10 protein-coding genes are annotated in these 11785 nt (G+C 65.8%); all 10 read right to left on the reverse strand.

All coding sequences use genetic code 11. The annotated features are described in order from the left end of the window. Positions 1–15 precede the first annotated feature (15 nt). The 10 genes from ACN0T5_RS05475 to ACN0T5_RS05520 all read right to left on the reverse strand — a co-directional run bounded on the left by ACN0T5_RS05475 (position 16) and on the right by ACN0T5_RS05520 (position 11730). Positions 16–936 carry an ABC transporter permease gene (locus ACN0T5_RS05475; RefSeq protein ID WP_417767613.1) on the reverse strand — a complete coding sequence of 307 codons (921 nt, stop codon included), beginning with the start codon at positions 934–936 and terminating at the stop codon, positions 16–18. Positions 937–939: 3 nt separating this feature from the next. Beyond that, positions 940–2019: an ABC transporter permease gene (locus ACN0T5_RS05480; RefSeq protein ID WP_417767614.1), complete on the reverse strand. Its 1080-nt coding sequence runs from the start codon at positions 2017–2019 to the stop codon at positions 940–942. Next, on the reverse strand, positions 2009–3592 hold the full coding sequence (locus tag ACN0T5_RS05485; protein ID WP_417767615.1) for an ABC transporter ATP-binding protein: 1584 nt from the start codon (positions 3590–3592) through the stop codon (positions 2009–2011). Before ACN0T5_RS05485 ends, ACN0T5_RS05480 begins: the two co-directional genes overlap by 11 nt. A 19-nt stretch (positions 3593–3611) precedes the next feature. Then, positions 3612–4637: a xanthine dehydrogenase accessory protein XdhC gene (gene xdhC, locus ACN0T5_RS05490; protein WP_417767616.1), complete on the reverse strand. Its 1026-nt coding sequence runs from the start codon at positions 4635–4637 to the stop codon at positions 3612–3614. Continuing rightward, positions 4634–6973, reverse strand: coding sequence for a xanthine dehydrogenase molybdopterin binding subunit (xdhB, locus tag ACN0T5_RS05495; RefSeq protein ID WP_417767617.1), 2340 nt, complete (start codon positions 6971–6973; stop codon positions 4634–4636). The genes xdhC and xdhB overlap by 4 nt, the downstream gene beginning before the upstream one ends. Continuing rightward, the gene (gene xdhA, locus ACN0T5_RS05500; RefSeq protein WP_417767618.1) at positions 6963–8447 is read right to left on the reverse strand and encodes a xanthine dehydrogenase small subunit; all 1485 of its coding nucleotides are present in this window, start codon (positions 8445–8447) and stop codon (positions 6963–6965) included. The genes xdhB and xdhA overlap by 11 nt, the downstream gene beginning before the upstream one ends. A 3-nt stretch (positions 8448–8450) precedes the next feature. Next, the gene (gene uraH / locus ACN0T5_RS05505) at positions 8451–8813 is read right to left on the reverse strand and encodes a hydroxyisourate hydrolase (protein ID WP_417767619.1); all 363 of its coding nucleotides are present in this window, start codon (positions 8811–8813) and stop codon (positions 8451–8453) included. Positions 8814–8942: 129 nt separating this feature from the next. Then, positions 8943–9884, reverse strand: a complete 942-nt coding sequence (locus ACN0T5_RS05510; protein WP_417767620.1) for a LysR family transcriptional regulator — start codon at positions 9882–9884, stop codon at positions 8943–8945. A 64-nt stretch (positions 9885–9948) separates the two neighbouring features. Continuing rightward, on the reverse strand, positions 9949–10926 hold the full coding sequence (locus ACN0T5_RS05515; RefSeq protein WP_417767621.1) for a quinone oxidoreductase family protein: 978 nt from the start codon (positions 10924–10926) through the stop codon (positions 9949–9951). Between the two features lie 81 nt (positions 10927–11007). After that, the gene (locus ACN0T5_RS05520) at positions 11008–11730 is read right to left on the reverse strand and encodes a TerC family protein (protein WP_417767622.1); all 723 of its coding nucleotides are present in this window, start codon (positions 11728–11730) and stop codon (positions 11008–11010) included. Positions 11731–11785 lie beyond the last annotated feature (55 nt).

The raw sequence follows: 11785 nt of genomic DNA on the forward strand, positions 1-11785 counted from the left end.
CCGGCATTCCACGCATCACCGGTCCGGCACGAAGGGCTTGCCAAGGCAGGCCGGCGTGTTGATCCGGGTCAGGATACGGTTTCGCGATATGATGACAAGCACGGCGATCGTCGCAGCATAGGGCAAGGCGGACAGGAATTGCGAGGGAATGGCGACCCCGTGCGCCTGTGCGTGAAACTGCAGGATGCCGACGGCCCCGAAAAGATAGGCGCCGGCCAGCACGCGCAACGGACGCCATGTGGCGAAGACGACCAGCGCCAGCGCGATCCAGCCGCGTCCGGCCGTCATCCCCTCGATCCATTGCGGCGTGTAGGCAAGCGACAGGTAGCCCCCGGCAAGCCCAGCGCAGGCGCCGCCGAAGAGCACCGCGAGATAGCGCACCTTGAGCACGGAGACGCCGAGTGCATGGGCCGAACCGTGATTGTCGCCGACAGCGCGGATGACGAGGCCCGCGCGTGTGCGGAAGAGGACATATGTCACGCCCGCGACCAGCGCCAGCGACACATAGACCAGCAGGTCCTGCCCGAACACGATCCGCCCGATGACCGGAAGATCGCTGAGGCCCGGGATCGACAGAGCTTGCAGCTTGATCCCCGGCCGGCCGACGAACGCTTCGCCGATCATCCCTGACAGCCCCAATCCGAGCAGGGTCAGCGCCAGTCCTGTTGCCACCTGGTTGGCAACGAGATGCAGCGTCAGGAAGCCGAAAAGCAGTGCCATGCCCATGCCGGCAAGCAATGCGCACAGCGCTCCGACATAGGGCGAGCCGGTGGCCTGCGCCCCGGCGAAGCCCATCACCGCGCCGACGATCATCATGCCCTCGACACCGAGGTTGAGGACGCCCGAGCGCTCGACGACCAGTTCGCCGATGGCCGCAAGCAGCAGCGGCGTTGCCGCCGTGATGACTGTCAGAAGAATGGATTCGTAGGCTCCCATGGATCAGTTCCCCCTGCCCGTCGCCGCCGGCCGCCCCAACCGGACCCGGTACAGGATGAGCGTGTCGCAGGCGAGCACGTAGAAAAGCAGCATGCCCTGAAAGACGCGGGTGGTCTTGTCGGAGATGCCCAGACCGACCTGCGCCGCCTCCCCGCCGAGATAGGACAGGGCCAGAAGGAAGCCGGAAAAGAAAATTCCGATCGGGTTGAGCCGGCCGAGAAATGCGACGATGATCGCGGTGAACCCGTAACCGGGCGAGACGATCGGCGTCAGCTGGTTCACGGAGCCGGAGACCTCGCTGATACCGGCAAGGCCGGCAAGGCCGCCGGCAAGCAGGAAGGCGAACCAGACCATCCGGTTCTGCGAGAAGCCGGCGAACCGGCCCGCCCTTGGAGCCTGGCCCAGAACCCTGATCTCGAAGCCCTTCAGCGACTTGAGCAGGACCACGGCGAGGACCAGAACGGCGATAACGGCGAAGATGGCCCCGACATGCATGCGCCCGTCGGCCAGCGCCGGCAGCGTTGCCGCTTCGGAGAAAACCCTGCTTTCGGGAAAGTTGAACCCGTCCGGGTCACGCCAGGGACCGCGCACCAGCCAGTCGAGCAGAAGCTGCGCGATATAGACCAGCATCAGGCTGGTCAGGATCTCGTTGGTGCCGAACCGCACTTTGAGAAAGGCCGGGATTGCTGCCCAGGCCATGCCCCCGGCAATGCCCATGACGAGCATCAGGGGCAGCGTCAGGACGTTCTCGAAGGCGGGAAACATGATCGGCAGGATGCAGCCGACAATGGCGCCGAACGTGAATTGTCCTTCCGCGCCGATATTCCAGTTGTTCGACAGATAGCAGACCGCAAGGCCGACACCGATCAGGATCAGCGGAGTGGCCTTGACGACCAGTTCCTGCAAGGACCAGGACGCCGTCAGCGGTTCGATGAAGAACGTGTAGAGGGCAATGGCCGGGTTCTGCCCCAGCGCGGCGAACAGGATGCCTCCGGTGACAAGCGTCAGTGCAAGCGCGATCACCGGCGACAACAGTGCCATCAGGCTGGATCGTTCGGCGCGTTTTTCCAACTCAAGCCGCATGTGTGGCGTCCCCGCTCTCTTCTTCAACGCCGCCCATGAGCAGGCCGATGCGCTCGCGCGTCATGCCGCGCGCCGGTTCCGGCCGGGATAGCCGCCCACGCGAGATGACGGCGATCCTGTCGGCCAGTTCGAAGATCTCGTCGAGATCCTGACTGATGACCAGGACGGCCGCGCCCTGCCGGCTAAGGTCGATCAGTTCCTGGCGGATAAGAGCTGCCGCACCCGCATCGACCCCCCAGGTCGGCTGATTGACGACGAGGACGCCCGGTTGGCGGTCCAGTTCGCGGCCGATCACGAATTTCTGCAGGTTGCCGCCCGAAAGCGAGCGCGCTTCCGGGTCGTCATGCGACATGCGTACATCATAATTGGTCTTGATGCGCTGCTCCATCTGGCTCGCGCGCGAACCGTCGACGAAACCGCCGCGCGTCAGCTCGTCGCCCGTGGCATGGCGCGTCAGCACGATATTCTCCGAAAGCTTCAGACCGGGCACCGCGCCGTGGCCAAGTCGCTCTTCGGGAACGAAGGCCGCCCCCGACCGCCGCCGCTCCGTGATGCCCGTGCGACCAACATGCTTGCCGTCGATCTGGACGTTTTCCGCCCGTGTCGCCTGCCGTTCTCCCGATACCAGGTCGAAGAGTTCCCCCTGCCCGTTTCCCGCGATGCCGGCAATCGCAACAACTTCACCCCCGTGGACCGCCAGGTCTATGTCCTCGAGCGGCACCGAGAACGGGCCTTCAGGCCCGGCCGACAATCCGCAGAGCTCCAGCCGTGCCACGCCTTCCCGGGCCGGCACGCCGCGCTTCAGGTCGTGTACCGCCGTGCCGACCATGAGCCTTGCCAGCGAACCGGCGGTTTCCTGTGCCGGATCGCATTCGGCCACCACCTTGCCGTGACGCATCACGGTGGCGTGGTGACAGATCCGCTGCACTTCCTCAAGCCGGTGCGAGATGTAGAGGATGGCGCAGCCTTCCGCGGTGAGGCGCTGCAATGTCAGGAACAGCTGGTCCGCCTCCTGCGGCGTCAGCACGGAGGTCGGCTCGTCCATGATGATCAGTCGCGGTTCCTGGAGCAGGCAGCGGACGATCTCGATGCGCTGACGGATGCCGACGGGAAGGTCCGCGACGACGGCGCCGGGATCGAGTGTCAGACCATAGTCCCGGGACACCTCGCCAATGCGTGCGGAGAGATCGCGCATCGAGATCGTGCGGGGCATCGCCAGCGCGATGTTCTCCGCGACCGTCAGCGCCTCGAACAGCGAGAAATGCTGAAACACCATGCCGATGCCGAGGCGACGTGCTTCAGCCGGCGTCTCGATCGACACCTCCCTGCCCTGCCAGTGCAGGCTGCCGGCGTTCGGCTCGAGCGCACCATAGAGAATCTTGACCAGTGTCGACTTGCCGGCGCCGTTCTCGCCCAGCAGCGCATGGATTTCCCCCGCACGCAGCGTCAGGGACACGTCGTCATTGGCGAGAATGTCGCCGAACTGCTTGGAAATTCCCTTTGCCTCCAGCAGGATTTCTCCCTGCCGGTCGCGGCCTGGCGCAGGCGGATCGGTCGGTAGTCTGTCTGTCATCGCTCCCCCCGAGCCCTTGTCATACGGCCCTCAGTCCCCCGGCAAGCCTGCCATCGTCTTTGTTGTGGAAAGTCGCGGCCGCCTCCCGGCGGATCATCAGTTCGCCCACCACCGCAACGGCAATGGCGGCCGGCTCCTTCGATGTTATCCCGGCGATGCCGATCGGGCAGCGAAAGCGCGCAAGCGCGTCCTCGCCATGGCCGGCAGCGCGCAACCTGGAGCGCATCCGGGCCGCCTTGGTGCGGCTGCCGATCATGCCGACCCCGCGAACGCCTGCCTGATGCAGGGCCGCATCGGCGATGGCAAGGTCGATCGCGTGATCGTGGGTCATGATCAGCACCTCGGCTCCGCCCGGAGGGAGAAGGCCCCAGCCTTCGGGCCCGCCGGACAGCGTGGATGGCGGATCGGGGTGATGGATGGATACGACATTCGCCGGCGCACGGCCGGGAAACGCCTCCGCGCGGCTGTCGATCCAACTGATCCTGAATGGCAGCGGCGCGAGCGCGAGAACAAGGGCGCGGCCGACATGACCCGCCCCGAACAGCAGGAGGGAGGTCGCCGGCGCGTCGAAGCGCTCGAACAACAGGGATCCCGAAAGATCCAGCGCTGGCCCGCCGGCATCGTCCCCCGACAGGATTTCGCGCGGCCCGACCGTCCCGTCAGCGGCGATCCGGGCGCGGGTCGCGAGCCCCCCCGACCGCGCCGCCGCTGCAATCCGCTCCACTTCGTTCTGGCGGGCTGAACTGAAGCTCTCCACCGCGAGCGTCACGCGCCCGCCGCAGCATTGACCAAGGTCGGGACCGAGCGAGAACCCGCGCAGCGTGAGCCGGTCATCGGCAGCCCGTGCGCATTGCCGTGCAAGGGCGATGGCCTCGAATTCCAGCGTTCCCCCGCCGATCGTCCCGTGGAACGAACCGTCGGGCGCGACCACCATGCGCGCGCCCGCCTCGCGCGGACCGGATCCTTCAAGCGCCAGGACACTGACCATGGCGCATGTGCCGTGGCGCCCCAGCAATTCGGCAACAGCGCTCCACGGTTCCCTCATGCGCGCCCCCTGCTCCGCTTCATGAGGGAAACGGCCTTGAGGATCTGTTCCGGTGTCGCCGGAGCATCAAGCTCCGGCACCGCGCCGGGATTGAGGCTCGCCACCGCATCGTGGATGGCGCTGAACACGGAGATTGCCAGCATCACCGGGGGCTCGCCCACCGCCTTGGAGCGATAGACGGTCGGCGACGGATTGCCGCTTGAACCGAACAGCTCGACACGGAAATCCTCCGGCACGTCGGAGGCCGTCGGGATCTTGTAGGTCGAAGGTGCATGGGTGCGCAGCCGTCCGGCATCGTCCCAGACGAGCTCCTCGGTCGTCAGCCAGCCCATCCCTTGCACGAAACCTCCCTCGATCTGGCCGATGTCGATGGCCGGATTGAGGGAATGGCCGACATCGTGAAGGATGTCGACCCGGTCGACGCGCATTTCTCCGGTCATCGTGTCGATGGTGACCTCGGAACAGGCCGCGCCATAGGCGAAGTAGAAGAACGGCTGGCCGGAAGCGCTCGGCCGGTCCCAGGTGATGCCCGGCGTCGCATAGAACCCCGTGGCGGAAAGCTGGATCCGCGCCATGTGGGCCTCGCGCGCGAGCTGGCCGAGGGAGACGGTTTCCTCGCCGATACGCACGGCATTGTCCTGGAAGGCGACGGCATCGGGCTCGACCTGGAAGCGCTCGCAAGCGAAGGCAACCAGCCGCGCCTTGATCTTTTCCGCGGCGATCCTTGCGGCCATGCCGTTGAGATCCGTGCCGGAGGACGCTGCCGTCGGGCCGGTATTCGGCACCTTGCCGGTATGGGTGGCGGTGATCTTCACACGGTCGAGCGACACGCCGAACTCCTCGGCGACGACCTGGGCGACCTTCTGGAACAGCCCCTGCCCCATCTCGGTGCCGCCGTGGTTCAGATGGATCGAACCGTCGGTGTAAAGATGCACCAGCGCACCGGCCTGGTTGAGATGCTTGAGCGTGAAGGAGATGCCGAACTTCACCGGCGTCAGGGCGAGGCCCTTCTTGAGGATCGGGCTCGCTGCATTGAAGGCGGCGATGCTCTCCCGCCTTGCCCGGTAGTCCGAGCTTTCCTCCAGCTGGTCGACAACGGCATGCAGGGTGGCATGCTCCTCCACCTTCATGCCGAAGGGCGTGACATCACGTCCCTCGCCGTAGAAATTCCGCTTGCGGATATCGAGCGGGTCAATACCGAGACGGATCGCGAGCGTGTCCATCATCAACTCGGCCGCAAGCATCCCCTGCGGCCCGCCAAACCCGCGAAAGGCGGTGTTCGAACAGGTGTTGGTCTTCAGCCTGCGCGAATGGATCAGGGCATCGGGATAGTAGTAGCTGGAGTCGGCGTGGAACATCGCCCGGTCGACGACGCCGAGCGACAGATCGGCGGAATACCCGCAGCGGGCGAAGAAGCGCATGTCGATGGCACGCACCAGGCCGTTCTCGTCATGTCCGAGAATCCAGTCGGCACGGAAATCGTGCCGCTTGCCGGTCATGATCATGTCGTCGTCACGGTCGAGACGCATCTTGCAGGGATGCCCGCTCACCCGCGCCGCGACGGCAGCGATCCCGGCCCAGTGATTGGCCTGGGACTCCTTGCCGCCGAAGCCGCCGCCCATGCGCCGCACCTCGACGGTGACCGCCGCATCCGGAACGCCGAGCACGCGCGCGATCACGTGCTGCGTCTCGCTCGGATGCTGCGACGAGGTATGCACGAACATGTCGCCGTCCTCGCCCGGCACCGCCAGCGAGACCTGCCCTTCCAGATAGAAGTGCTCCTGCCCGCCGATCCGCATCGACCCTTCCAGTCGCTGGCGCGCGGTGGCCAGTCCGGTCTCCGGAGACCCCTTGCGGAACTGGTAGTCCGGCAGGACGGTCGTATCCGCCGAAACGGCGTCCTCCACAGTCAGCACCGGGGCAAGCGCCTCGATCTCGAACCGTGCCTTGCGCTCCGCGTGGCGGGCTGCCTCGCGGGTGGTGGCAATGACCGCGAAGACCGGCTGCCCCCAGAACGAAATCTCTTCGTCGGCGAACATCGGCTCGTCGCCTAGCGCCGGCGAAACGTCATTCTTGCCGGGCACATCGGCGCTGGTGAGAACCGCGACGACGCCGGGAGCAGCACGCACTGCGTCCAGGTCGAGCGAGACGATCCTGCCTCTTGTCGCGTCACGTGCCCATCCCGGCACCACATGCAAGGTGCCGGCCGGCTCGCGAATGTCATCGACATAGACGGCCTCGCCGGTGACATGGCGTGCGGCGCTGTCATGCGGCGACGGCTGGCGCACCTGCCGAAGCCCGCTCTCTGCCGCACCGGTGTGGTCTTCAAGCCGCATTGCTTGTCTCTCCGCCACGCAAACCGGTCACCCGCGTCCTCTCGTCCGGCGTTCCGCCGATTTCCACCAGTGACTTTGCGAGCAAGGCGCGTGCCACCTCCCGGCGATACGCGTCGCTGGCGCGCATGTCGCTGATCGGATCGAAATCGTCTCCGAGCGCCTTCAGCGCCGCCGCCCAGCTCGACGGCTGGTCGGGCCGCGCCCCGATCAGCGCCAGCTCAGCTTTTGCCGCACGCCGGGGCGTGGCCGCCATGCCGCCAAATGCAAGGCGCGCGTCCGTCACGATTCCGTCGGCGAGCGTCAGGCGCAGCGCGCAAAGCACAGCCGTGATGTCCTGGTCGAAGCGCTTGGATATCTTGAAGCAGCGAAACGCATGATTGGGATCAAGGCGTGGCACGTAGAGACCGGTAACGATCTCGCCGGGCGCCCTGTCCTGCTTGCCGTAATCGATGAAGAAATCCTCAAGCGCCACCGTGCGCGAGGCCGCCCCCTTGCGCAGTTCCAGCGTCGCACCGAGCGCAATCAGCGCCGGCGGGCTGTCGCCGATGGGCGAACCGTTGGCGATATTGCCGCAGACCGTTCCGGAGGCCCGCACCTGCCGGGATCCGATCCTCCGCCACAACTCGCCGAGATCCGGATCGATCCGCGCCATGAAGGCGTGCGTGTCCGAGAACGTCGCACCGGCCCCCATCAGCACGCCGCCGGACGTTTCCTCGACCTTTTCGAAATCGCGTACCCGCCCGAGCCAGATCACCTGCGGCAGGTCGCGAAGCTGTTTGGTCACCCAGAGCCCGACATCGGTGGCACCGGCAACGATGGTGGCCTGGGGATGCGCCTCGCAAAGTGCCGCCAGGGCGTCGAGAGAGGCCGGCGCTGCGAAGAACCGCTGTTCGTCGCCGAGCCACAGGTCGTGCGGGTCCCCGGCCATCTCCAGAAGCGCGGCCGTCGTCTCCTCCGCGCGGCGCGAAAACGCATCGTCCGCCACCTGGAAACAGGCCTCCATCGCAGCGTCGACAATCGGGCGATACCCCGTGCAACGGCACAGGTTGCCGGCCAGCCAGTCGGTGACCGTCTTGCGCGTCGGTTGTGCATCGGGGGCGTGATACAAGGTGAAAAGGCTCATGATGAAGCCGGGCGTACAGAACCCGCATTGCGACCCGTGGCAGTCGACCATGGCCTGCTGCACCGGGTGCAGACGCCCGTCCTGAGCGAGGTCCTCCACGGTGACCAGTTCCGCGCCGTCCAGCATGCCGAGAAACTGGATGCAGGAATTGACCGGCTGATAGACGAGCCGGCCCTCGACCAACCGGCCGATGGCGACCGTGCAGGCCCCGCAATCGCCTTCGCCGCACCCTTCCTTGGTACCCACGAGACCCCGCCGCAGACGCAGATAGTCGAGCACCGTTTCGGTGGGTCGCACATCGGCGAGTTCGACGATCTGACCCTTGTGCAGGAAGCGGAGTTGCCGGCGCATCGCCTAGCTCCCCCTGTAGGTGGAATAGCCGAAGGGCGAGAGCAGCAGGGGCACGTGGTAATGCGCGGCGGCGTCGGCGATCCCGAAGCGCAGCGGAACGACATCGAGGAACGGCGGATCGGGCAGCTTGGCCCCCGAAGTGGCCAGATAGGCGCCTGCCTCGAACCTGAGCTCGTAAATGCCTGTCACGAAGGCATTGCCTTCCAGCAGCGGGGCATCGACACGGCCATCGGCATTGGTGACGGCCCGGGCAATGCAGCTGAACGCCTCGTCGTCCGCTCCCTCGGCCTTCCACAGCGAGAGGGCAAGGCCGGCTGCGGGCTTGCCAAGCGCGGTGTCGAGAACATGCGTGGTCAGTCGTCCCATCGTCCCATTCCGTATCTGTTCGGCGTCGCGCGCCGGGGTCCGGTCAAGTCTGAACCATGACCGTCGCTTGGGCACGCCTTGAAAGAGTGCAACAGCATTGTGACAGCGACCAGAACAGATTCGCGCGCCCTAAGATGCCGTTTCGGCATCGATATGTGAAAGGCGTTCTCTCAATGCGGTCACGGAATGGTCAAAGAACGCATGTGCCGCATGGCTGAGCCCGCGATGCGACGACGTCAGCACCGTGAACCGGTCCCGTTGCAGCGGCGGATCGCGCAGGGGCAGGAAGACAAGCGATCCGTCGGCAAGCTCGCGCTCCAGCCCCAGAATGGTCTGGAAGATGACGGCATCGTCGGCAATGGCAAGGGCTTTCATCAGCTTCAGCGAGTTCGCCTCGACAAAGGCTCCCAGGCCGAGCGGCTGGTCGGCAAGCACCAGGTCTATCCGCTTGCGCAGCGACAGTCCGGGCGACGGCAGGCAGAAGGGATAGGCCAGGCACTCGGCAAGGCTCGGCCGGTGCGTACCCGTCAGCGGATGGCCGGGACGAACCACGGCGCCGATCGCAAGATCGCGGTGAAAGGCGATGTCGAGACGCGGGTCCTCCGGCGGCTCGAAGGTGAAACCGACATCGGTCTCGCCGGCGATGACCGCTTGCGCCACCTGCTCGGAACCGGTGAGCCGGACGGTGATATGAATGCCCGGGAACTTGCGCCGGAACGCCGCGATGACCCCGGGCAACAGGCTTTCCGCCACGCTTTCAACGCTTGTGACATGCACGCCGCCGCGCTGCATGCCGGTCAGGGCGTCGAGATCGCCGGCGGTGGCATCGAAATCCGACAGGGTGCGAAGCACATGGGCGCGCAGGATCTCGCCTGCCGGTGTCAGCCGGACGCCCCGTGCCACCCGGTCGAAAAGCGCATGTCCGAGGGTTTCCTCAAGCCAGAGGATCTGCCGGTTGACGGCGCTCGAGGCGACGTTGAGTTCGCGCGCCGCGGCGCGAATGGATCCGGATGCGGCCACTGCCGCGAAATAGCGAAGCGCAGGACCATAGAGATGACGCGCACGATCCATGGCCTGCCGTCCGGTTGCACCGGGAGAGGAACCGCTTGAAAGCGGCTCCTCTCCCGGTGTGTGTTCAGGGAACGAAAACCGTCGTGCCCGTGGTCTTGCGGCCCTGAAGATCCTGGTGGGCACGCACGGCATCGGAGAGCGCGTATTCCTGGTTCACCTGGATCTTCACATCGCCCGAGCGAACGACGTCGAAGAGGTCGTTGGCCGTCTCCTCGAGGTCTGCGCGCGTGGCGATATAGGAAAAGAGCGTCGGACGGGTCGCGAAGAGCGAGCCTTTCGGGCCGAGCAAGCCGAGATTGAAATCGGTGATGGGGCCCGACGACTGGCCGAACGAAACCCACAGGCCGAGCGGCCGCAGGCAGTCGAGCGAGCCGGGATAGGTGTCCTTGCCGACGGAATCATAGACGACGTCGCAAAGCTTGCCGCCGGTGATCTCGCGCACCCGCTCGACGAAATTCTCGCTCCGGTAGTTGATCACATGAGTGTAGCCGTTGGCCCGGGCGAGCTCAGCCTTTTCCTCGGACCCGACCGTTCCGATCACCGTTGCGCCGAGCTTCGCCGCCCACTGGCCGGCGATCAGGCCGACGCCGCCCGCCGCCGCGTGGAACAGCAGCGTCGTGTCCGAGGTGACGTTGAAAGTCCGTCGCAAGAGATAGCGCGCGGTCATGCCCTTCAGCATCATGCCGGCGGCCGTCTTGTCGTCGACCCCTTCCGGGATCCTGACCAGCCTGTCGGCCGGCACCAGCCGCTCCTCGGCATAGGATCCGAGCGGGCCGACATAAGCAACCCGGTCGCCGGGCGCGACATGGGTGACGCCTTCGCCAACGGCCAGGACCTCGCCCGCCCCCTCGTTGCCGGGAATGAACGGCGTGCCTGCAGGCGCCGGATAGAGGCCGGAGCGGAAGTAGGTGTCGATGAAGTTCAGGCCGATCGCCGTGTGGCGGACGCGCGCCTCGCCCGCTGCCGGCGCCCCGACCTCGATTTCCTCCCAGCGCATGACCTCGGGTCCGCCGGTCTCGTGAACCCTGATTGCGTGAACCATTTCCTGTGCTCCCATCGGGACTTGTTGTCGAACTGGACGGGATCATGGGGTTGCCGGGAGGTGCCGGCAACCCTTTTCGCGTTACTGGTGTTTCGCCCGGCGGCGACGCGACGCCAGGATGTTGATGATCTCGACACCGGCCGAGAAGGCCATGGCGAAGTAGATGTAGCCGCGCGGGATGTGGAAGCCGAGACCGTCCGCCACCAGCGCAACGCCGATCAGAAGCAGGAAGGCCAGCGCCAGCATCTTGGTCGTCGGATGTTTCTGGACGAAGGCAGAGATCGGCCCGGAAGCCAGGTACATCGCAATCATCGAGATGATCACGGCCGCGACCATCACCTCGATATGCTCGGCCATGCCGATCGCCGTGACGATGGAATCGACCGAGAACACCATGTCGATGACGATGATCTGGGCAATCACCGCGCCGAAGCTCGCCACCGCCGCCGATCCGCCCGCATCGTGGCCGCCCTCGATGCCCTGGTGAATCTCGTGGGTGCCCTTGACGATCAGGAACAGGCCGCCGGCAAGCAGGATCAGGTCGCGCCAGGAGATGTCTTCTCCGAAAACGATAAAGACCGGCGCGGTCAGGCCGATCAGCACCGTCAGGATGGACAAGAGCGCGATGCGGAAGATCAGGGCCAGCGCCAGACCGATCTGGCGGGCACGCTTGGCCTGCTGCGGGTCGAGCCGGCTGACCAGTACCGAAATGAAGATGATGTTGTCGATGCCGAGCACGATCTCCATGACCGTCAGGGTCAGGAGGCTTGCCCAGACAGCCGGATCATTCAGCAGTTCGATCATGCCGGGTCCTCGTCTTGCAAGGGGCGGCATCGGGGGAAAGGAGCGCCGCCCTCAC

The organism is Stappia sp., assembly GCF_048261845.1.
Lineage (GTDB): Bacteria > Pseudomonadota > Alphaproteobacteria > Rhizobiales > Stappiaceae > Stappia.

Coding starts and splice junctions, on each gene's coding strand:
- xdhA (WP_417767618.1), bottom strand. CDS start 8,447: ATGCGCCGGCAACTCCGCTTCCTGCACAAGGGTCAGATCGTCGAACTC.
- ACN0T5_RS05520 (WP_417767622.1), bottom strand. CDS start 11,730: ATGATCGAACTGCTGAATGATCCGGCTGTCTGGGCAAGCCTCCTGACC.
- ACN0T5_RS05475 (WP_417767613.1), bottom strand. CDS start 936: ATGGGAGCCTACGAATCCATTCTTCTGACAGTCATCACGGCGGCAACG.
- xdhC (WP_417767616.1), bottom strand. CDS start 4,637: ATGAGGGAACCGTGGAGCGCTGTTGCCGAATTGCTGGGGCGCCACGGC.
- ACN0T5_RS05485 (WP_417767615.1), bottom strand. CDS start 3,592: ATGACAGACAGACTACCGACCGATCCGCCTGCGCCAGGCCGCGACCGG.
- uraH (WP_417767619.1), bottom strand. CDS start 8,813: ATGGGACGACTGACCACGCATGTTCTCGACACCGCGCTTGGCAAGCCC.
- ACN0T5_RS05510 (WP_417767620.1), bottom strand. CDS start 9,884: ATGGATCGTGCGCGTCATCTCTATGGTCCTGCGCTTCGCTATTTCGCG.
- xdhB (WP_417767617.1), bottom strand. CDS start 6,973: ATGCGGCTTGAAGACCACACCGGTGCGGCAGAGAGCGGGCTTCGGCAG.
- ACN0T5_RS05515 (WP_417767621.1), bottom strand. CDS start 10,926: ATGGTTCACGCAATCAGGGTTCACGAGACCGGCGGACCCGAGGTCATG.
- ACN0T5_RS05480 (WP_417767614.1), bottom strand. CDS start 2,019: ATGCGGCTTGAGTTGGAAAAACGCGCCGAACGATCCAGCCTGATGGCA.